Source organism: Mesorhizobium sp. WSM4814, assembly GCF_055811595.1.
Genome location: NZ_JBVVQT010000019.1, coordinates 108,014 through 128,578 on the forward strand (window position 1 = coordinate 108,014; position 20,565 = coordinate 128,578).

Genomic DNA, 20,565 nt, shown 5'->3' on the forward strand with positions numbered 1-20,565 from the left:
CTGCCTTCGCGGGAACAAATGATGCTACGTCCGTCGCCGACGCGTTCAGCCGCCTCTAACGGTATCGAACCGACCACCGCTCAGCGGCAACGACGGTCATGAAGAACCCGATCGACAACAGCGATGAGAGCACGATGGCGGCGTAGAGCCGGTCGGACTGGTAGTTGAAGGTCGCCTGGATGATCAGCGCGCCGAGACCTTTGTCGGAGCCGATCCACTCGCCGACGATCGCGCCGATCACCGCGGTCGCCGAGGCGATCCGCAGCGAAGCGAAAAGCATTGGCAGCGCGCGCGGCAGGCGCAGGCGCCAGAATACTTCCCAGCGCGTCGCCGACAGCACGCGGAACAGCTCGTGCTCGCTGGGGCTCGCCGATTCCAGACCCCGGATCATGTTGATGAGCGTTGGGAAGAAACAGATCACCGCCGCGATCACGATCTTGGGCAGCATGCCGAGGCCGAAGATGAGGATGACGACCGGGGCCAGCGCCAGCACCGGGATCGTATTGAAGAACAGCACGACCGGAAAATAGGCCGCCTGCAGCGTACGGCTGTGAACGAAGACGATAGCCAGCAGCACTGCGGCGAGGTTGCCTAGTACGAAGCCGGAGAGCGCCTCGATGGCCGTCGGCCAGAGGTTCGACAGGAGAAGCGATCCGTTCCCGGCAAACACGCCCGCTATCGCGGTCGGCGTCGGAACGATGTAAGCGGGCACGCCGGCGAGCGGCAGCAGGAATTGCCATGCGACAATAAGCGAGCCGGCGCCGAGGATCGGCAGCGCAGCCTGTGCGAATGGCGAAAGCGCGCCCTGGTTCACGACGCCGCTCCGAGGGCGGAGCGCATCCTGGCCATTGCCGCGACGATCGCCGGATCCTCGCGCGAGCATCTGTTGTCCGGCCCCTTCAGCGGACGAAGGTCGTGGTCGGCGACGATCCGGCCGGGATGGGCGGCAAGCACGATCACACGCTGTCCGAGATAGACCGCTTCGGCAATGGAATGCGTGACGAACAGCACGGTCGTTCCGGTCCGCCGCCAAAGGTTCAGCAGTTCGTCGTTGAGGCGATCGCGGGTGATCTCGTCAAGCGCGCCAAAGGGTTCATCCATCAGAAGCAGACGTGGCTCGCCAAGCAGCGCCCGGGCGATCGCCAGCCTTTGGCGTTGTCCGCCGGAAAGCTGATGCGGCAGGCGCTCACCGAGCGCCGACAGGCCGACGAGTTCGAGCAGCTCGTCGGCCCGGTCGTCTATCATGCGCGACAGGCTGCGGCGGCCGACCTGGATCGGCAGCCGCACATTCTCGCGCGCCGTGCGCCACGGCAAAAGGGTCGAGTCCTGGAAGACGAAGCCCACACCGCGGCCGGAGCGCACCGCCGACGGCGTTTCGCCCATCACGCGTATCGTGCCCGCGAGCGGCGCCAGAAGATCGGCGACAACCCGCAGAAAGGTCGACTTTCCGCACCCCGAAGGCCCGAGGATCGACAGGAACGTCCCGGCCTCGACTGTCAGTTCGAGGCCGGAGATCACCGTCACGGGCGAGCGCCGGCCGGGATAGCCGACGTCGAGCCCGGAGGTTTCGATGGCCGGCGCGGCCATCAAGAGGCGGGCGCGCCGAGCTTCGGCCGATCAGCCGCAGTGAGTTCGAGAAGCTTCGTCGTATAGACGTCCTCGGCCTTCGGCCTGCCGTTCGGGTATTGGCCAATCTGGTCAAGCAGCGCGATCTGGCTCTCGATCGAGGCAGGATCGAAGGTGCCCCATCCATCCTTTTTCGTGTTGTCGTCGAACGACAGTTTCAGCACCAGGGGGATCGTCTTCTTTTCCCAGCCCGCGTCGATCTCGGGATAGGCCGCGACAAGCTTGTCGACCGCCTGCTCGGGATTGGCGTGGACCCAGCCCCATCCTTTGGCCACCGCGCCGATGAATTTCGCCAGGGTCGCGGAATCGGATTCGATGGCGCTGTCGGTCGCGAAATAGACATTGGCATAGGACGCCAGGCCGAGCTCCGACAACAGCAGATCGATGCGATCGTCACCGACGACGCTGAGCGCCTGCGTGTTGGTGATCCAGCCGCCGATCGCATCGACGTCGCCACGAACCAGCGGCGCCTTGTCGAACCCGACATTGACGATGGTGACCTCGGAAGGGTCGATCTTGTTCTTCGCGAGCATCGCGTCGATGGCGAAGCGCGCGGTCGGCTGCGTGCCGATCCGCATCCCCTTCAGATCCGCCACCGACCGGATCGGCTTCTCCGGTTTCGACGTCAGCGCATAGGGCCCGGTGCGATAGCCGCAGGCGATTATCCTCACCGGAACGCCGCTCGCCCGCGCGGCATAGAGTTGAGGCGATTCGGAGAATTGGCCGAGCTGGGCGGCACCGGACACCACTGGCGGCACGGTGGCGGCGTTCGGCCCGCCGGGGCTGAACTCCACTTCAAGCCCAGCTTCGCTGAAGTAGCCATTGGCAACGGCTGCGACGTCGCCGATCTGGCCGTTCGACATCAGCCAGTCATACTGGACGACGAGCTTGGCGGCTGCCGAGGCGCTGGCGCCGAACAGCTGAAGTCCCGGCCCGAAAGCCGCCAGGCCGGCGGCGCCGGCCTTCAGGATCGATCTACGATTCCACTGCGATGCGTTCCCACTCATCTTCTTGCTCCTTTGTTGGACTGCTTGCATGCGGCGCGGCCCTTTCTTGCGAGGCCGTCGCGATCCAATCACACTTGCGTGTCGTGATAGTCGCCCGGTCCCGCGCCGGTCCAGGCATAGAGTTCCCACAGCGTCCCGTCCGGATCGTGGAAGTAGGCGCAGCGCGCGTTCCAGACATAGTCGCCGGGCGGCCCGACGAACGGCACGCCCTTGTCCGACAGTTCGGCGTAGAGCCGGTCGACCTCGCCGGCGCTTTCGAGTTCCATGGCGACGCATGCCTTGTGCGCCCGCTTCGGTGAGCGGACATTCGAGACGCCGCAGTGGCGATTGATGTGGTCCAGTTGCCATGCAGCGAGCGTCACGCGCTCGGAATGAAAATCGACAAAGCCCTCGGCGCGGCGTCTGATCCGGTAGCCAAGCTTCTGCGTGTAGAAGTCGATGGTGCGGTCGATATCCTCTACGAGCAGGCAGATATCGGTGATTGCCTTGGTCTGCCCGAGCGACATGGTCATTTGCCTCGATTGATCGCGGTGAGCTCGACGCCTACGCGCGATGCGGCGCCTTCGATGTGCCGGCGCATCGCCTCGCCGGCAGCTTGTGGATCACGCGCGGCGAGCGCGTCGTAAATCCGCACGTGCTCGGCGACATTGACCTCGACCAGGTCGTGGAGCGGGTTGGTGAGGCGGGCATAGTGGATCGACTGGCGGATCTGCTCGCAGACGAAGGAAATGAAGGTGTAGATGTAACTATTGCCGGTCGCCCGGGCGATCGCCCGATGGAAAAGCAGATCGGCCTCGATGCTGCCATCCTCCCAGCGCTCCTCGCCACCCATGCGGTCCAGCGCAGCCTTGATTGCGTCAAGATCATCGGATGTACAGCGCGCCGCGGCCAGCGTGGCGGACTCGGTCTCCAGGATGCTGCGCAGCTCGAAGAGCTGCTCCATGTTGCGCTGGTCTTTCAGCGCCTCACGGTCGATCCGGATGGCGGTCCGCTGTTCCGGCGCCATGACGAATGCGCCTACGCCCTGACGCGCCTCGATCATGCCATCGGCGCGAAGCTGCGCGATCGCTTCCCTGACAACATTGCGGCTGACGCCGAACTTGTCGGCGAGCTGGCTTTCGGTGGGGAGCCGGGCTCCCGGGATGATGTCGCCGCCCTCGATCTCGCGGCTCAGATGCGAAGCGACGCGATGCGGAAGCGCCTCCACGCTGCCGATGATGGACGAACGCTGCTTCATGCGGCTTTCCCCTACAAATCGCCCGGACCAGGCATGAGACACGCGGGATTGAACAGGCCTGCCGGATCGAAGGCTGCCTTGATCGCGGTATGAAGCTGCCGTTCGCGCTGCGACAGGCCGGCCCAGAACACGTGACTGCGGCTGCGACCGACGCCATGCTCGGCGCTGAACGAGCCGCCGAGCGCTCCGACCAGCTCGTAGAGCCGGGTCAAAACCGCCTGCCCCACGGTCCTCGCTTCGCCGGGCTCGCAATCTATCGGAGGCAGCACGTTGAAATGGATGTTGCCGTCGCCCGCATGGCCATAGGTCAGGGATGTCCAGCCAGGCCAGTCGCGCACAATGCACGCGCGTGCTTGCTCGATCAACGTCGGCACCTGGCTGAGACGAACCGAGAGATCGGTGCGGACATGAAAGCCGCGCCGCGCCTGCCCCTCGACCAGGCCCTCACGGATGGCCCAGAATGTGGCGGCCTGGGAGCGGCTTTGCGCGACGACGCCGTCCCTGATCAGGTCGGCCTCGAGGGCGCGTGCCAGCATAATTTCAAGAAGGCCGCCGGCATCTATCCCTGGCCCACAGGCGAGTTCGACGATCGCATGAACCGGACATTCTTGCGTCAGCGGCGAGCGCAGGTTCGGATCGATAAGGTGGACCAGCGGCAGGCACTCCTCGCCGATGACCTCAAACGCGCTGAGAAGGTCAGAGCAGAGATGCCTTGCCATCCGGAACAGCTCGCACGCCTGGCGGAAGCTGCCCAGTCCGACATAGGCGGTCTCGACCTGCGTCGGCCGGGGCGAGAGCCTTACTTCGACGCCGGTGACGACTCCCAGCGTCCCTTCCGAGCCGATCATCAATTGCTTCAGGCTGTAGCCGCGATTGTCCTTGCGCAGCCCGTTCATGCCGCTCCAAAGGGTCCCGTCCGGCAGCACCGCCTCAAGCCCGAGCACCAGGTCACGCGTCATGCCGTAGCGCAGCACATTGATGCCGCCGGCATTGGTCGCGACATTGCCGCCGATCGTGCACGATCCCTGTGCGCCAAGCGCGAGCGGGAAGGTCATCTCGGATGCTTCAGCGGCGTCCTTGACGTCCTGCAGCACGGCCCCGGCATCCGCTTGCAGCGTGAAGTCGAGCGGGTCGACGCGGCGTATCCGATTGAGACGCTCAAGCGACAGCACCGCGTAGTCCGAATTGTCTGGAATGGCGCCACCGGCAAGTCCGGTATTGCCGCCTTGCACGACGACGGCGACACCGCTCTGCGAGCACCATTTCACAAACGCCTGGACCTCTTCCACGCATCCTGGACGCACGATGAAGCGGGCACTGCCGCGCCTGTCGCGGCCCCAATCGATGAGGTAGCGTTCTGCCTGGGGCGACTGGCCGTTAATCAGCGCATCACCCGCCAACTGCGCAGGCAGCTCAGCAATTGCGCCGGAAGCTTCGCGTTGAGATGGGCCATCCGTGATCATCGGGTCAGATCATACGGTCATCCTACAACTTCGCAAGTCCCTATTCTTCTCGATGCTCCAGGGTCCACCTGCCCCACTCCAACAACGGATGCCGGTCTCCTTCGAATAAGGATTGTGTCGAATACATTTCGCTGATTAGCTATCTTGCATAAGTCCGGGACAAGATTGGCAAATGTTGTCCGGGGAGGACCGCGATGCCGGCGCTTGAGGTTCGCCACGTTTCGAAGAATTTCGGGGCCATCCAGGCCCTGAGCGACGTCAGCTTCCAGGTGGAGCGAGGCGAAGTCGTGGGTCTGATGGGGGACAACGGCGCCGGCAAGTCCACCGTGGTCAAGACCGTGGCTGGCAATTTCCCGCCGAGCGACGGCGAAATTGTCGTGGACGGCGAGGTTTGCCATTTCCACAAACCTGTCCAGGCCCGCGCCAAGGGGATCGAAGTCGTATATCAAGACCTGGCGCTCGCCGACAATCTGACCGCGGCGCAGAACGTCTTCCTCGGCCGCGAGATCAAGAAAGGCTTTTGGCCGATCAGAGTGCTTGACAAGCAGGCGATGATCGACCGCTCGGCAGCGCTGTTCAGGGAACTCAAATCGGAAACCAGGCCGCGCGATCTGGTCAAGAAGATGTCCGGCGGGCAGCGCCAGGCCGTAGCCATTGCGCGAACCCGACTTTCAAACGCCAAGCTGGTGTTGATGGACGAGCCGACCGCTGCCATCTCGGTGCGCCAGGTGGCGGAAGTGCTCGAATTGATCCGGCGCCTGAAAGCGCAAGGCGTCGGCGTCATGCTGATCAGCCACCGCATGCCTGACGTTTTTGCCGTCGCAGATCGCATCATCGTGCTCAGGCGAGGTTCCAAGGTTGCCGACAAGGACACCGGCAACACATCACCCGAGGAAATTACAGGACTGATAACGGGGGCCATCCGTGGCGAATAGTGTTCAGGAGCCGGTTATGGTTCAGGAGTCAGCCGAGAAAGCCGGCCAGCCGGCCATGTCGGACTTCGTCCCGACCAAGGAACAGACAGCGTTCCAACGCGTGATTTCAAGTCAGCCCTTCTGGGTGACGATCGCGCTGATCGCGCTGGTCATCTTGATGACAGCGATGGAGCCGAGCTTCGGCACCTCCGAAAACGTCGCCAACGTGACGCGCAATCTTGCGCCTTTCGGCATCATGGCGCTCGGCATGACGGTCGTCATCATCACCGGTGGCATCGATCTGTCGGTCGGCTCGATCATGGGCCTCGTGGTAATCGTCGCCGGCCTGTTCCTCACCTGGCATTATCCCTGGTACATCGCTTTCGCCATGGGCCTTTTTTCCGGCCTGGCCTGCGGCGCGGTCAACGGGTTCTTTGTCGCCTATGTCGGGATGCCGTCCTTTGTCGTCACGCTCGGCATGCTGTCCGTCGCGCGCTCGCTGGCGGTGGTGTTCTCGGCCAACCAGATGCTTTACCAGTTCGGGCCCGATGCTCCGATCGTGAAGGCGATCGGCCAGGCGAAATGGCCGCGGCATGGACCCGAGGACTGGGCGCCGCACTGGATACCGGAACTGTCGTCGCAATTCTGGACCATGGTGGTCCTGGCGCTGATTGTCGGCTTCGTGTTCAATTTCACTGCCTGGGCCCGGCATCTGTTCGCAATCGGCGGCAATGAGGAGGCGGCGCGGCTCACCGGCGTTCCGGTCGACTGGATTAAGTTCCAGGCCTATCTCTTCTCCGCCTTCACCGCCTCGATCGCCTCGCTCCTGCTGCTCGGCTACAACGGCTCGGCCATCAATGCGATGGGCCAGGGCTATGAGCTGCGCGTCATTGCGGCAACGGTGATTGGCGGCGCCAGCCTGATGGGCGGCGCCGGCACGGCCTTCGGTGCGGTCATCGGCTCGGCGTTCCTCGAAGTGATCAGGAATGCGCTGCTGATGGCCGGCATCGATTCAAACTGGCAGGGTGCCTTCGTCGGCGCCTTCATTGTTCTTGCGGTTCTTTTGGGCATGCAAACCGGCGGCAAATCGATCCTCGCTGCGTCGCTGGCAGTCCTGATGCCCAAAAAAAGCCGCTAGAAACCCGCCGGCGGGAGGCCTGCGGGACATCACACCAAGGAGGAGAACTTCACATGAAAAAACATCTGCTGACGGCGGCTGTCGCGCTTGGCGCCATGGTGCTCGCCGTTTCCGGTGCCGACGCGAAATACACCTTCGCCCTGGTGCCGAAGAACATGAACAATCCTTTCTTCGACCAGGCACGCGACGGCTGCAAGAAGGCCGAAGCCGAATCGAATGGTGCCCTGGAGTGCATGTATATCGGCCCCGGCGAGCATGGCGGCGGCGACGAGCAGGTACAGATTGTGCAGGACCTCGTGGCCAAGAGGGTGGACGGTATCGCCGTGTCGCCATCGAACGCTGCGGCGATGGCGGTTGCGCTGCAGGCCGCCAAGGACGCGGGCATTCCGGTCCTCACCTGGGACTCCGATCTGCTGCCCGAGAACAAGGACCTGCGCGTCGCCTATATCGGCACGCACAATTATGAGATCGGCACGAACCTCGCCAAGCTCGCCATGCAGATCAAGCCCAAGGGCGGCACGATCTGTATCCAGTCGGGCGGCGCGGCGGCGGCCAACCACAATGAGCGCATGCAGGGCATTCGCGACACGCTTTCGGGGACCAAATCGGCAGCCTCACCCGGCGACCGCCTGACCGGACAGAACGGCTGGACCGAAATCGAGGGCTGCCCACTCTACACCGACGACGACTTCCCGCGCTCGGTGCAGCAGTTCGAGGACATCATGGCGAAAAACCCGAACCTCGACGCGTTCATCCCAACCGGCGGCTTCCCGCAGTTCATCCCCGATGCCAATCGCGCCGCGGTCGCGCCGTACAAGGACAAGATCGCCTCGAAGGCCCTGGCCCTGGTCGTCGCCGATACGCTTCCCGTACAGATCGACCAGATGAAGGAAGGGTTCTCGCTCGGCCAGGTCGGCCAGCGGCCGTTCGAAATGGGCTACAAGACGATGATGGCGCTGAAGGACATGAAGGACGGCAAGGCTTCGCCGGCCGACCCGACCTATACCGGCCTTGACATTTGCACGCCGGAGACAGCGGATACCTGCATCGCCAAATAGCGCTCCAAATAGCGTTAATTGGGCGGGAGCAAACTCCCGCCCGTTTTCATGGCCCGCCCTTTTCTTGGGGGATTATCAATGTCGGAATTGTTCTCGCTCAACGGCCGTGTTGCGTTGGTCACAGGTGCTTCGCGTGGTCTCGGCTTCGCCATGGCCAAGGCACTTGCGGAAAACGGCGCGACGGTGATCGTCAATGCCCGCGATCCGGCGGCGCTGTCCGCGGCGGCCGAAAAGATCGGGGCCGAAGCCCTGCCGTTCGATGTCACCGACGCGGCGATTTCGAGGGCGTCGCTCGAAGGGATTGTCGAACGCCACGGCCGCCTCGATATTCTGGTCAACAACGCCGGCATCCAGCATCGCAGTCCGTTGGTCGAATGGCAGGACGAGGATTTCGACCATGTGATTGCCGTCAATCTTTCGGCCTGCTTCCGTCTGATGCGCGACGCGGTGCGCCTGATGCTGCCAAACAAGTTCGGGCGCATAATAAACACCGGATCGGTTGCAGCGATTCTTGGCCGTCCCACCATTCACGCCTATGTGGCGGCAAAGGCGGGCCTGCACGGGCTGACACGCTCGACCGCCGCTGAACTGGGCCGTCACGGCATCACCGTCAACGCGATCGCCCCCGGCTATTTCGCTACTGAGCTCAACACCGCACTTATGAGCGATGAGGCCTTCACCAAATGGGTCGAGGCACGAACCCCGGCGGGCCGCTGGGCCCAGTCTGAGGAACTCGGCGGAGCCGTGGTGTTTCTCGCCTCAGACGCTGCCGCCTACGTCAACGGCCATGTGCTGGCCGTTGACGGTGGGCTATCGGTTTCCCTCTGACCGGCGAAGTGCTTTTCAGAAAAAAATTTCAGCCAGGCAGCGCTGCGAAATTTGCGAAGACCGGCTGAGTTAATGCATGTCGCCCAAAAGTGCGCAGCGGTTTTGGGATAACGACATGCATAAAAACAAAAACCTAAAGCCGCGTCGCAGACGCGACGCGCTTTAGCCGATCCCATAGACCAGGCTCACGCGCCCATCTGTGAGCTGCTGAACCTTCCGCAGTTCAAGCCCGCGACGATTTTGCGTTGCTCCAAACAGCGCCTTCCCTTCGCCGACGAGCAGTGGATAGAGGATAAGCCGCAGTTCATCCACCAGCCCGGCATCGATGAGGCTCGCGGTCATTCGCGCACCGCCCATGAGATAGATATCCTTGCCCGGCTGCTGCTTGAGGCCAGCGATGTCTTCGAGGCTCCGCACGAAGCGCGTCTTTGGCCAAAGCGCCGAAGTCATCGTGTTCGACAGCACATAATGCGGGGTCTGTTCGGCAAAGCGGGCCCATTCGAGCTCGGCCGGCGTCGGCAGTTTGCCGGTCATCGGCAGCGGCTTGTCCGGCTCATTCTGGATCGCGCTCCAGTAGCGCTCGTAGCCGACGTACATGACGCTCCCGAGCAGGCAGGCATCGATCTGCGGCGTCAGCCCGTAGTCCTCCGACCAGGCGTCGACCCAATCGGCGTAACCCTCGGGTCCCTCCATCCTGCCGTCGACGGAAACCTTCATTCCGGCGATCAATTTGCGCATGACGTCCTCCATCAGGCTTGCCCAATGCAAGCACGTTTCATCGTTTCATCGTTGCCGGTGTGCGAGCCTCCACGGGCGGATGCCGGTGGAGGCTGGGCGGTGACTTCAGCCGACCCTACCGTGTCAGGCCGGCAGGCGGCGGTCGTATTCTTCCCGCAGCCGGCTCCAGCCATCCCAGAACGAGGTCGGCGTCTTGCCCGCGAGGCGGGCAGCCAGCATGTCGAGGTGCATGTGCCAGCCGGCGGTGACATTGAGCTGGATTGCGCGTTCCGGCAGCCGGCGATGGATGACGGTGAGCAGCACATCGTTCCCATTCGGCTCCAGCAAGAAGGAAACCCCGCCGGTGTCCCCCCAGGTGATGGCAAGCTTGTAAGGTTGATCGAGCTCGGTGATCCGTCCCTTCATCCGGTGCTCTTCGGGAAAGCCGGCGGGGCGCTGGCCGGGCGGATCGGTCAGCTCGTCGTTACGCCAGACCAACTCGAACGAGGTGCCGGCCTTCATTTCCATCTGGCCCGCGGCCATCCACTGCCGGCGCAGGTCGCTCTCGGTGAGATAGGCCCAGACCCGCTCGATCGGACCGGGCAAAAGCCGCTGGATGGTGAACGTGGCGGGCTCGGTCAGTTCGCCATAGGCTTCGATGGCTTTCATCTGGTTCATTGGTCGTCTCCTTCTCTTGAGGCGGGCGATTTCCTTGAATCATGCCGGGCTTTACGTGCGTCCTCTTCGCGAAGCAGACGCTCGAGGACGTCGAGACGGTTGGTCCAGAAGCGCTCGTAGAAGCCGAGCCATTGGTGGGCGCTGGCCAGCGGTCCGGGTTCGAGGCGGCACAGATGTGTGCGGCCCCTCACCTCGCGACGAATAAGCCCTGCATTCTCCAGCGCCTTGATGTGCTTGGAGGCGGCGGCCAGCGACATGGCGAAGGGTTCCGCCAGCTGGCTCACCGTTCGCTCGCCGCCGGCGAGGTCGCGAAGCATGTGCCGGCGGGTGGCGTCGCCAAGCGCATGAAAAACCGCGTCGATCTGGGGTGTCTCTAATTCAACCATGTAGTTGAATATAGAGGCGCGCTTTCGAATTGTCAACCGATTGGTTGAATGATCTTGGAAGGGTGTTCCACATGCGGTCTGCGGCGATCGAAGACATTCGGCCAGTGCAGACCACGGACATGGTCACCGCGGCGGAAGCGGGACCTTCACTTGCCTTCGAAGAAAGTATGAATCGAGACTTCCAGCTTTTCGATGAGTTGAGGGCTATGGCAGCTTCCAGCCCAGATCAGGGCGTTCAGTCTCATATCCTTGTTGAGAAAGTTCATTTTCCGGGAATCAAGCAGGTATCCCGCGACCTCGTAGTGCCGTCCCTTGATAGCCTCGATAAGCGCGTTGTTTCTTCCGGTCTTGTCAGTAAGATTCACGTCGGCGCCATTCTCGACAAGCAACTTGACGACATCCAGATGCCCGTTCTTTGCTGCTTCAATAAGGGCCGTTCTGCCGTAGTAGTCGGCTCTTGCATCGATCTCTATTTCGGGATGTTTCACGAGGGCTAAAATAGAGGCGTAGTGGCCCTTGGCCGAAGCAAGGCTCAAAGGCGTGCTCTTCCATTTGTTTCTGGAATTCACATCGATTGCTGGGTGTTCGATCAACGCCTCGACCGCCGCGGTGCGGGCATTGAGGGCTGCGAGATGAAGGGCTGACCAGCCGCCGCCGTCCGCCTCGTTGATATTGGCGCCGGCCGCCAATTCCGCTCGAACGGCCCCCGCATCGCCGCTTTCTGCCGCGATCAGCAGATTCGACCAACCTCTCGCCCCTTCGACTTCCAAGCTCTCGGTCAATGCAGTCGCCTCCCCGAATGCTCCCTGCAGGATACCATTGTTCCGGTTCGGCCGACATCCACCGAATGACCGGCTTCCATCGAAAAGCCTTTCTCATTCGACGGTGTCCGCAAATACAATCCGAGAGGGGAAGAAGGAGACGATAGCGAACCTGAGCTTGAGCGAGAGGCATGATGCCTTTGAGTGCCTGACCTAAGAGCGCGACGGCGTCCGACTGACTTCACTCGCAAGCAGAGTGGCGAGGACGCCGAAGTCGGACTGGCTGGTTGGTAATCGGCATGGAAGTTCGACCGGCTCGAACGTGAAGCCAGGCCTCTGATCAAAGCGGAACTGGCCGATATCCTCCGGCAGCGGAGGCCGATAAGGACGAACAGGAAGCGCGCACTCTATCGAGAAACAAAGGGATCATGCAGTCCTTCAGTGCATTCGTCGTCAACAATGTCCGCTGGCTCGCGGGCGCCTTTTTGCTGACCCTCGTCTCGTCCTTCGGGCAGACCTTCTTCATCGCCTTGTCGAACGGCGGTATCCGCGAGACGTTCGGGTTGAGTCACGGCGAGTTCGGCGGGATTTACATGCTGGCAACGCTGCTTAGCGCGGCGACCCTGCCGTTCCTTGGGCGGCCGCTGGACCGGTATTCGACAGTGACCATGGCGATCGCGACGATGCTCATGCTTGCCTGCGCCAGCATTGCGATGGGGTTCGCCGGGTCGCTGCCAACGCTGCTCCTTGCGCTCTATTTGCTGCGCCTTTTTGGCCAGGGGATGATGACCCAGACCGCTCTGACGGCAACAGGCCGCTGGTTCGCCGCGAACCGGGGCCGCGCCGTCTCGGTCGTCACGCTTGGCTTTCATGTCGGCGGCGCTCTGCTGCCTTTCCTGTTCGTCCTCGTGGCCGGCGTCGTCGGCTGGCGGGGAAGCTGGTTCGTCTGCGCAGCCTTCATCCTGGTCGTGGCCTTGCCTCTGGTTTGTGCGCTGATCCGGAAGGAACGCAATCCGCAGAGCGAGGCCCAGCCGAGGGCGCAACGCGCAGTGAAGCACTGGACGCGGACTGAAGTCCTGCGCGATCCGACGTTCTACGCCATCTGCCTGGGGGTTCTGGCTCCCGCCTTCGTCGGCACGACCATCTTCTTTCACCAGGTCTATCTAACCGAGCTCCGGGGCTGGCCGCTGCAACTCTTCGCCAGCGGCTTCGCCGTCCTGTCCGCCACGACGATGGGTTTTGCGCTTCTGGCCGGGTGGCTGATCGACCGCTTCTCGGCGGTCCAGCTGCTGCCTCTATTCCTTCTGCCGCTGGCGCTGGCATGCTTCGCGGCTGCCTATCTGACGGCGCCTTTCGCCATCTTCGTCTTCATGGCGCTGCTTGGCATCAGCTACGGCTTCTCCTCGACCCTGGAGGGCGCGATGTGGCCGGAGATCTACGGCACCGCGCATCTCGGCGCGATCCGCTCGGTTGTGGTGGCCGTGATGGTTCTGGCCTCGGCGATGGGTCCCGGCATCACCGGATACCTGATCGACGCCGGCGTCGACTACTCGCTGCAACTGGCCTTGATGGGCGTCTACAGCCTGGCCGCCGCCTTGCTGATGTGGCGGGTGTCGCGGAGGCTGACGCGGGGCCTGTCTCGCGGCTGGAATCTTTCCAGCTCCTGATCGGCCCTGAAATCGTCGACACCAACATTTATGTCGCTAGTTACGGAATGAAGTGCTGGTCCGCGTCAGACGCTAATCGGAAGGTGAGAAGCAAGATGCGAATTGGACGTCGGCAACTTCTTGTCCTGTCGCTCGGAGCGGCTGCCTTCGGCACGGCCCAAGCCTCCGGGCCACTCTGGGCAGCCCTGCGATCCGGAGAAGCCATTGCGCTGCTGCGCCATGCCGCGGCCCCAGGCTCCGGCGATCCGCCTGGCTTCCGGCTCGGTGACTGCAGCACCCAGCGGAATCTGTCGGAAGAAGGTCGTGCGCAGGCCCGCGCGATCGGCGACCTGTTCCGTGCGAACGGCATCTCGTCGGCAGCCGTCCATTCGAGCCAGTGGTGTCGCTGCCTGGATACCGCTCGCCTGCTCGGGATCGGCGACGTCGTGCCTCTTGAGCTGCTCAATTCCTTCTTTGGCGACAGTTCGGCCGCAGAAGTGCGCACCGCTGCCCTTTTGGCGTGGCTCCGCGGGCAGCGTTTCGGCGGACCTGCCGTGCTTGTCACGCATCAGGTCAACATCACCGGTTTGACGGGCGAGGTGCCGGATAGCGGCGAAATGATCATCGTCCGTATTCATGAAGCTGACCCCGTGCAGGTCATCGGGCAGGTTGCCACGCCGGCTTGAGCATCATGGCCTTCGACCCCATCTCGTGCAGCATCGCTTCAGTCGCGGAACAACGACGTGCGAGGAGAGATCGAAGGGAGTGACGGCATGGCTATCGATTTCAACCATACAATACTGCCGGCCCGCGACAGCGAGGCGTCGGCAAAATTCCTGGCGGAAATGCTTGGCCTTCCCGCCCCAAGGCGCTTGGGGCCTTTCCAGATGGTCACCACCGAAAACGGTGCCAACCTCGACTATATGGATACCTCAGGCGAAATCAGCCCGCAGCATTACGCCTTCCTGGTCAGCGAAGCCGAGTTCGACGAGATCTTCGGCAGGATTCGTGAACGGGACCTGCCGTACTGGGCTGATCCTGGCCGGACGCAGCTGGGCGCGATCAATCGCCACGACGGCGGCCGCGGCGTTTATTTCGAGGACCCTAACGGTCATCTGCTCGAGATCATTACCCGTCAGTACGGCAGCGGCGGATGGAACCCGTGATCGCTCGGTGGCGTAGCCAGGCGGCGGACGTCTGCGAGCTGGCCTCATGGCGGAACCTGAACGGTGATCTTGATCGATGAATAATAGGCGGCGACATCAGCTATATCCTCATCGCTCAAGCCCTTGGTCACGACAGTCATCTGCTCGTTCTTGCGCTCGCCTGTCTTGAAGGCGTTCAGCGCCTTGACAAGATAAGCCTCCTTTTGCCCTGCTATGTTCGGCGCGTCGGGCAGCTTGGCAATGCCGTCCTTGCCATGGCAGACTTGGCACTTCAGCATGATTTTTTTGCCCGAAGCGGCATCACCTCCAGCCTGCGCAAGCGACGAACAGGCAAAGAGCGCAGCCAGACTGACGATCAAACGCCTCACCCCGAACTCCTTTATCCAAGAGAAGCAAGCCAGGCAGCAGCAGAAGGCCGCCGCCTGGCAAGTCGCTTAATCGCCGTAGGAAATCCGCCAGACGGCCCCGGCCAGATCGTCGGACACCAGCAGCGAACCGTCTTTGAGCATCTGAACATCGACAGGACGGCCGAGATACTCGCCATTCTCGTTCAGCCAGCCGTCAGCGAACACTTCAGCTTTGTCCGCCGTGCCGTCCGCCTTGAGCGCGGTGAACATCACCCGAGCCCCCACCGGGTCCACGCGGTTCCACGAGCCGTGCTGGGTCGAGAAGATGCCGCCGCGGTATTTTTCGGGGAACTGCTTGCCGGTATAGAACGACAGCCCGAGATCGGCCGCGTGAGCCTCTTGCTCGACCTCCGGGAAGATCACGCCTTCGGGGACTGTTGCGTCCTTGTACTCAACCGTACGAACTTTGCCGCCGCCATACCAGGGGAAGCCAAAATTCTGGTCCGGTCCGGTAACACGGTTCATTTCACCTGGGGGAATGGTGTCGCCCATGCCGTCGACCTGATTGTCGTTCACCCAAAGTGTCTTGTCCTTTGGGTTGAAATCCAGGCCGAGGGGATTGCGCATTCCGCGCGCATAAATTTTGCGGTCGGTACCGTCCTGCTTCATGCTTATGATGCCGCCGATGCCGAGTTTCTCAAATTCCGGGAGCACTTCGGGGGCTGGCACATTGAACGGCTGGCCGATGGTAATATAGATGCGGTTGTCAGGCCCAACGCGACAGGTTCGGGCCGTGTGATTGTAGCTCTCGTTGGATGCGGGTATCAGCTCGCCCTGCTTCACGATCGGGAAAGCCGCGACATCGGGACCTTCATAGAAAAACTCGGCCGCCGGGAACCACAATACGCGGTTCTGTTCGACGACGTAGAGGTGGCCATCCCTCGAGAAACAGACGCCGTTCGGAACCGTCATTTTGATCGAAGGCGCAAAGGCCTTCACGTCGTCGGCGACGCGGTCCTTGTTGCGGTCGGTCATGGAGTAGACCAGCTCTTTGCGGGTACCGACGAAGGTCACCACGCCCTGCGGTCCTACAGCGATATGACGCGCGTCGGGAACGATGGCATAGAGAGTGATCTTAAAACCATCCGGGACTTTGACCTTCGCTGCAATTGCTTTGAGGGCTTCGGCGTTTTCTCCGGTCTGCGGGATCGGCTCCATCATCGGTGTGCCGGTCGTCTTGAAGCCGCCAAGTTTCTCGAGATTTTCGTCCTGCGCAAAGGCGGACGTTACGCATAGGGCGGCAGCGCATGACAAAACGAAAGCCAGTTTCTTGATCACGATATCCTCCCACGTGGCCAGCTTCGCGGCATCTGCGGCAGTCAGACACAACGTTGCGGGCGGTTGCTTTTGTGCGAAATTTCCAGCGCCGAGCACAATCTTCCGGCCGGGACCTAACGACCGAAAGCGTTGCCTAACTCAATCCCCCTGACAGTCACCTGGGACTGCAGTGGTTGCCGCCACAGCATAACATGTCGGCCCGCCGGGTACCAATGATGAACGGCAAGCTGGCCGGGGCTTTCAACCATCCTCTTGTCGGCTGGCCGGGCGGGCGCCGAGTTGGCGCAACAGACCGAATGTGCTCCAATATCGCCATGTAGAGTTGCCTTCGGACGTCCGGTGAAAAATGGCATCCAGGCAATGCGAGGCCACCAGATAGCAGACCGCCAGAGGGGGAATAGATGCGTCGCATCGCTCGGATCTCGCTTGCCATCATCCTTTCGCTGGCCGTCGCAATCCTGACTGCCTGGGCTGGACTTGCCATGTGGTATCGCCTGCCCGTGGCTGAGCTTGGACGGGCTGTTGCCGGCGTCCTTTTCATCTTGTTCGGCCTCGCCACTATCATCGCCCTCTTCAGCCGGTTTCGCATCAGGGCGCTTGTCCTGTTTGCAGCTGCGTTAGCTGTGGTTCTGGTTTGGTGGAGCACCATCAGGCCTTTCGATCACGCGGACTGGGCGCCCGACGTCGCCCGTCAGGTAACCGGCACACGCGACGGAAACCTGTTGACGCTGACTGATGTGCGCGACTTCGAGTGGCGTAGCGCTACTGATTTCACCGAACGCTGGACAACGCGGACCTACGACCTCTCCAGCGTTCAGACGGTGGATCTCTTCATGTCTTATTGGTCCGGGACCAAAATCGCCCATGTCATCATAAGCTTCGGCTTTGCAGGAGGCGACTATCTTGCCTGGTCGATTGAGGTGCGGCGCCATGGAGGCGGCAAGTTTTCACCCATGGCAGACCTGTTCAAGAGCAATCCCCTGGTCATTATTGCGGCTGATGAGCGAGACGTCGTCGGCGTCAGGTCAAACGTTCGCGGAGAGGATGTCCAAATCTATCGGCTAAAAGTGTCACCGGAAGCGGCCCGGGCGCTCTTGCTGGAATACGTCTTGGACGCAAATGCACTTTCCACGACTCCAGAATTCTATAATTCCATCACGACGAACTGCACGACCACGATCGTCAAGATGATGCGAGCCGTCGGTGACGTGGTGCCTCTTGACTGGCGCCTCATCGTTAACGGCTATCTTCCCGAATATGCGTATGCACGGGGTGCGCTCGATGTCAGCTTGCCGATGTCGGTTTTGAGGGAGGCGGCCCACATTGACGGCCGTGCGCGGGAGTCGGGCCTTTCGCCAGATTTTTCGAGATCGATCCGGATTGGCGTGCCATCCCCCGGTCCAATTTATTGATCTCTGGAACCATGTTTGGAAACGCTGGGCGGTTCGAACCGGATCTCATCCCGGCTTCACGGCGCACTTCTACTTTCTCCACCTGTCGACTCGCATTGGCGGACGCCGCGCCTAGATAAGCACTGCGCTGGGCGGAGCGATGCAGAAGGACCTGAGCATGCCTGAACAAATTACCCTGACTAAAGCTGAGCAGATCACATTGAACGATGGCTCAGCCATTCCCCAGATCGGCCTTGGCGTTTGGCAGGTCGATCCAGCCATTACGGCCCAAGTCGTGAGTTGGGGAATCGAGGCCGGCTACAGACTGATCGATACCGCCGAAGGCTACCAGAACGAGGAGGGCGTCGGGCAGGCGATCCGCACGGCTGGCGTGCCGAGAAGCGAGCTGTTCATCACCTCGAAGCTGCGCAACGGCGCGCATCAGCGTGACGCCGCCCTGCGGGCTTTCGACGAGACGATGAACAAGCTGGGCATCGAGCAGATCGACCTGTTCCTGATCCACTGGCCGGTGCCCAGCCAGGGCAAATATGTCGAGGCGTGGAAGACGCTGATCGAACTCAGGCAATCCGGCCGGACCAAGTCGATTGGCGTTTCGAATTTCAACCACGACCATCTGGAGCGGATCATCGGCGAGACTGGTGTCACACCCTCAGTCAACCAGATCGAACTCCATCCCCGGTTTCAACAGCGCCAGACCAGAGAATTTCACAGCACGCACAACATCCGCATCGAAAGCTGGAGCCCGCTGGGCAGCGGCCGGCTGTTGAGCGACCCGACCCTCGAAAAGATCGCCGCAAAACACCGCAAGTCCGTGGCGCAGGTGATCATCCGCTGGCATCTTCAGGAAGGGCTGATCGTCATTCCAAAGTCGATCCACCAGGACCGGATTGCCGCCAATTTCGACGTCTTCGATTTCGAGCTGGATTCAAAGGACCTCGAGCTCATCCGAAGCATGGATTCATCGGCCGGCCGTACCGGCGCGAACCCGGCCACGGCGGCATTCCTGTTCTGAGGGTCTGAGAGAAGGGAGCCGACAGCGGAGCTGCCAATCTCCCCCCTCGTGGGGGAGATGTCAAGTGGTGGCAAAGAGGGCAGGACAGAGGGGGGCGCTGTCCCGCCGGCGTATCAAGTCGTACCGGCGAGCCCTGCCTCGATCACAATATGCTGGCAGACATTGTCGATGCCGCGAATGACGTCGTCGTTCCAGAAGCGCAGCACAGTCCAGCCGTCTTGCTCAAGACGCTTTGTCCTTGCCTCGTCGCCTGCATTGGCGTCGGCATGCTGCGAACCATCGACTTCGACGACGAGCTTCTTGCAATCGGAAATTGAGGTTGGCACTCTACGGCGCCCCCCTCTGTCCTGCCGGACATCTCCCCCACTTGGGGGAGATTGGCAGCTGTGACGATCGCGCTCAGCCTCATATCCCCGATCCATCCAGCAGCGGGACATCTTCTTCGTCCCAAGGGCTCGGCATTGAACCCTTGCTCAGATTGGCGGTTGGCAGCGGCATCCAGCACTTCAGCTCGGGTTCGGCGTATTCAACCACGCGTCCGGGCGACGAGTCGGAAGCACGCCACCCCTCACTGCCGAACTGGTCGGCTCGAGACCAGTAAGCCAGGTCGACTTCCGCTGGCCCCTGCTCAGACGGCCGAACTGTGACCAGGATTCGGCTGCCATCCCTTGGCGCGCTCGACATGTGACGCCAGCGATCGGGCTCGTCCATCGTAATCTCCTCGCACAATCTGCATCTCGGCTGTCCAGACGAATAGTCGCTTCGCGCACAAGGCCGGTCAACCCGAACTTTGCGCCGGCAGTCTATGATTGGCCGCCTGCCGGTTTGGTGCGACATGGGCTGCCGGTCATCAGCGCACCTTCGCCTTGACTGCCCAGGCTCTCGTTTTCAGGGGAATGGACCCGCCCTCGCCACGCGGCAGACTGTCGCGGAGCCTCTCCATCAATCTCTGGCGAGCTGCGGGGTCGAGACTCATGCAGTAGCCGGGCGCCGGTCCCGCACCCAGGGTGAAGGGGCGCCAGTAGTCCTCAAAGTCCTTGAACACGGCCGGCATTTCAATCCGGGTGGAGTCGATGGAGCCCAGGCCTGCCTTCTCCGCGAGATCGGTCAATCCATCTTGTGTGCAAAATGGAAAACGCCTGTCTTCGGTAAGGTCGATGGCACCGGGGTCAAGCGCCGTCGCAGCGGTCCAGAAGGCCCGCATGAATTCCACCCCGCCGCCGGGATAATCCCACACATAGAATCCAATCGTCGCTCCAGGGCGGGCCACCCGCCGCATCTCGGCGAGCGCCTTTTGCCTGTCGGGAACGAAGTTGAGAACAAGCGCCGACACGACCATGTCCTTGCTGCCCGATTCGACTGCCAAGGCCTGCGCATCGCCTGCGAGAAACGCGACACGCTTGTCCGGCACGTTTGCCCGCGCCTTGGCGAGAAAACCCTCCGACGGGTCTATGGACACCAAACTCCTGGGATTGCAACGGGCCAGGATGGCTGCCGACAGCGCCCCGGTTCCGCAACCCACCTCCAGCCAGTCCAGACCCTCCGCCGGATCGAGCCAATCCAGGAACGGTGGAGCGATCTGACGGCTCCATCGCCCCATATAGAGGTCGTAGCTATCCCCGGCCTGCCAGGCGTCGTGGCGCGTTGCCTCAGCCATCGCAATCTCCTCCCCTGATGATTTCGACCCGTCGGACCGTGAGAATACGCCCGCCGCCCTCGCGGGAACAGGGGGCCAGGAAGATCTGTCCGGGGGATCGTACTCGGATGCCGACACGCGCACGCTCGGCCCCGGGCCGGCAAGGCAGACGATCTGGGCGCTGGACAGCTCCGA

23 protein-coding genes and 1 pseudogene are annotated in these 20,565 nt (G+C 62.1%); 9 read left to right on the plus strand and 15 right to left on the minus strand.

Features of this window, described 5'->3' with window-relative positions; translation table 11 throughout:
* Positions 1-55: 55 nt before the first annotated feature.
* The 6 genes from AC0L2V_RS24435 to AC0L2V_RS24460 form a co-directional block, all read right to left on the minus strand.
* Positions 56-814 (minus strand): ABC transporter permease, encoded by a 759-nt coding sequence (locus AC0L2V_RS24435; RefSeq protein ID WP_473521430.1) that lies wholly within the window; start codon positions 812-814, stop codon positions 56-58.
* On the minus strand, positions 811-1,587 hold the full coding sequence (locus tag AC0L2V_RS24440; RefSeq protein WP_031254866.1) for an ABC transporter ATP-binding protein: 777 nt from the start codon (positions 1,585-1,587) through the stop codon (positions 811-813). Before AC0L2V_RS24440 ends, AC0L2V_RS24435 begins: the two co-directional genes overlap by 4 nt.
* Complete coding sequence (locus tag AC0L2V_RS24445) at positions 1,587-2,633, minus strand: ABC transporter substrate-binding protein (RefSeq protein WP_473521431.1); 1,047 nt, start codon at positions 2,631-2,633, stop codon at positions 1,587-1,589. Before AC0L2V_RS24445 ends, AC0L2V_RS24440 begins: the two co-directional genes overlap by 1 nt.
* Positions 2,634-2,701: 68 nt before the next feature.
* The gene (locus AC0L2V_RS24450; RefSeq protein WP_473521432.1) at positions 2,702-3,139 is read right to left on the minus strand and encodes a VOC family protein; all 438 of its coding nucleotides are present in this window, start codon (positions 3,137-3,139) and stop codon (positions 2,702-2,704) included.
* A gap of 2 nt (positions 3,140-3,141) precedes the next feature.
* Complete coding sequence (locus AC0L2V_RS24455) at positions 3,142-3,870, minus strand: FadR/GntR family transcriptional regulator (protein ID WP_473521433.1); 729 nt, start codon at positions 3,868-3,870, stop codon at positions 3,142-3,144.
* Between the two features lie 11 nt (positions 3,871-3,881).
* Positions 3,882-5,333, minus strand: a complete 1,452-nt coding sequence (locus tag AC0L2V_RS24460) for an FAD-binding oxidoreductase (protein ID WP_473521434.1) — start codon at positions 5,331-5,333, stop codon at positions 3,882-3,884.
* A gap of 194 nt (positions 5,334-5,527) precedes the next feature.
* Between AC0L2V_RS24460 and AC0L2V_RS24465 the strand changes: the two genes are divergently transcribed.
* The 4 genes from AC0L2V_RS24465 (at position 5,528) to AC0L2V_RS24480 (ending at position 9,271) form a co-directional block, all read left to right on the plus strand.
* The gene (locus AC0L2V_RS24465; protein ID WP_473510538.1) at positions 5,528-6,268 is read left to right on the plus strand and encodes an ATP-binding cassette domain-containing protein; all 741 of its coding nucleotides are present in this window, start codon (positions 5,528-5,530) and stop codon (positions 6,266-6,268) included.
* Positions 6,269-6,284: 16 nt separating this feature from the next.
* Positions 6,285-7,385: an ABC transporter permease gene (locus tag AC0L2V_RS24470; protein WP_473521435.1), complete on the plus strand. Its 1,101-nt coding sequence runs from the start codon at positions 6,285-6,287 to the stop codon at positions 7,383-7,385.
* Between the two features lie 53 nt (positions 7,386-7,438).
* Entirely contained in the window at positions 7,439-8,443 is a 1,005-nt protein-coding gene (locus tag AC0L2V_RS24475; RefSeq protein WP_473510534.1) for a sugar-binding protein, read from the plus strand.
* Between the two features lie 78 nt (positions 8,444-8,521).
* Positions 8,522-9,271 (plus strand): glucose 1-dehydrogenase, encoded by a 750-nt coding sequence (locus AC0L2V_RS24480; RefSeq protein WP_473521436.1) that lies wholly within the window; start codon positions 8,522-8,524, stop codon positions 9,269-9,271.
* Positions 9,272-9,433: 162 nt separating this feature from the next.
* On the opposite strand, the gene AC0L2V_RS24485 is transcribed toward AC0L2V_RS24480, so the two are convergent.
* From AC0L2V_RS24485 to AC0L2V_RS24500, 4 genes are all read right to left on the minus strand, one after another.
* Positions 9,434-10,009: a dihydrofolate reductase family protein gene (locus AC0L2V_RS24485; RefSeq protein WP_473521437.1), complete on the minus strand. Its 576-nt coding sequence runs from the start codon at positions 10,007-10,009 to the stop codon at positions 9,434-9,436.
* A 123-nt stretch (positions 10,010-10,132) separates the two neighbouring features.
* Positions 10,133-10,666 (minus strand): SRPBCC family protein, encoded by a 534-nt coding sequence (locus tag AC0L2V_RS24490; protein WP_473521438.1) that lies wholly within the window; start codon positions 10,664-10,666, stop codon positions 10,133-10,135.
* Positions 10,663-11,052, minus strand: a complete 390-nt coding sequence (locus AC0L2V_RS24495) for an ArsR/SmtB family transcription factor (RefSeq protein WP_473521439.1) — start codon at positions 11,050-11,052, stop codon at positions 10,663-10,665. The genes AC0L2V_RS24490 and AC0L2V_RS24495 overlap by 4 nt, the downstream gene beginning before the upstream one ends.
* Positions 11,053-11,198: 146 nt before the next feature.
* Positions 11,199-11,834: an ankyrin repeat domain-containing protein gene (locus AC0L2V_RS24500; RefSeq protein ID WP_473521440.1), complete on the minus strand. Its 636-nt coding sequence runs from the start codon at positions 11,832-11,834 to the stop codon at positions 11,199-11,201.
* Between the two features lie 407 nt (positions 11,835-12,241).
* On the opposite strand from AC0L2V_RS24500, the gene AC0L2V_RS24505 reads away from it, so the two are divergent.
* From AC0L2V_RS24505 to AC0L2V_RS24515, 3 genes are all read left to right on the plus strand, one after another.
* Positions 12,242-13,480 (plus strand): MFS transporter, encoded by a 1,239-nt coding sequence (locus AC0L2V_RS24505; protein ID WP_473521441.1) that lies wholly within the window; start codon positions 12,242-12,244, stop codon positions 13,478-13,480.
* A 95-nt stretch (positions 13,481-13,575) separates the two neighbouring features.
* Positions 13,576-14,145 carry a histidine phosphatase family protein gene (locus AC0L2V_RS24510; RefSeq protein WP_091599255.1) on the plus strand — a complete coding sequence of 190 codons (570 nt, stop codon included), beginning with the start codon at positions 13,576-13,578 and terminating at the stop codon, positions 14,143-14,145.
* An 87-nt stretch (positions 14,146-14,232) separates the two neighbouring features.
* A complete protein-coding gene (locus tag AC0L2V_RS24515; RefSeq protein ID WP_473521442.1) occupies positions 14,233-14,625 on the plus strand; it encodes a VOC family protein in 393 nt (130 codons plus the stop codon).
* A 44-nt stretch (positions 14,626-14,669) separates the two neighbouring features.
* Here the strand turns inward: AC0L2V_RS24515 and AC0L2V_RS24520 are convergent, their stop codons facing one another.
* Both AC0L2V_RS24520 and AC0L2V_RS24525 read right to left on the minus strand, forming a co-directional pair.
* A complete protein-coding gene (locus AC0L2V_RS24520) occupies positions 14,670-14,993 on the minus strand; it encodes a c-type cytochrome (RefSeq protein WP_413468391.1) in 324 nt (107 codons plus the stop codon).
* A gap of 66 nt (positions 14,994-15,059) precedes the next feature.
* The gene (locus tag AC0L2V_RS24525) at positions 15,060-16,310 is read right to left on the minus strand and encodes a PQQ-dependent sugar dehydrogenase (protein ID WP_473521443.1); all 1,251 of its coding nucleotides are present in this window, start codon (positions 16,308-16,310) and stop codon (positions 15,060-15,062) included.
* Positions 16,311-16,711: 401 nt separating this feature from the next.
* Between AC0L2V_RS24525 and AC0L2V_RS24530 the strand changes: the two genes are divergently transcribed.
* Entirely contained in the window at positions 16,712-17,722 is a 1,011-nt protein-coding gene (locus tag AC0L2V_RS24530) for an Lnb N-terminal periplasmic domain-containing protein (RefSeq protein ID WP_473521444.1), read from the plus strand.
* Between the two features lie 157 nt (positions 17,723-17,879).
* On the plus strand, positions 17,880-18,734 hold the full coding sequence (locus AC0L2V_RS24535; RefSeq protein WP_473521445.1) for an aldo/keto reductase: 855 nt from the start codon (positions 17,880-17,882) through the stop codon (positions 18,732-18,734).
* A gap of 113 nt (positions 18,735-18,847) precedes the next feature.
* Here AC0L2V_RS24535 and AC0L2V_RS24540 read toward each other — a convergent pair.
* The 3 genes and pseudogenes from AC0L2V_RS24540 to AC0L2V_RS24550 all read right to left on the minus strand — a co-directional run.
* Positions 18,848-19,036, minus strand: a pseudogene (locus AC0L2V_RS24540) (endonuclease domain-containing protein); the annotation flags it as partial.
* 103 nt (positions 19,037-19,139) lie between these two features.
* On the minus strand, positions 19,140-19,445 hold the full coding sequence (locus tag AC0L2V_RS24545) for a hypothetical protein (RefSeq protein ID WP_095496525.1): 306 nt from the start codon (positions 19,443-19,445) through the stop codon (positions 19,140-19,142).
* A gap of 139 nt (positions 19,446-19,584) precedes the next feature.
* The gene (locus AC0L2V_RS24550) at positions 19,585-20,391 is read right to left on the minus strand and encodes a class I SAM-dependent methyltransferase (protein ID WP_287121107.1); all 807 of its coding nucleotides are present in this window, start codon (positions 20,389-20,391) and stop codon (positions 19,585-19,587) included.
* Positions 20,392-20,565 lie beyond the last annotated feature (174 nt).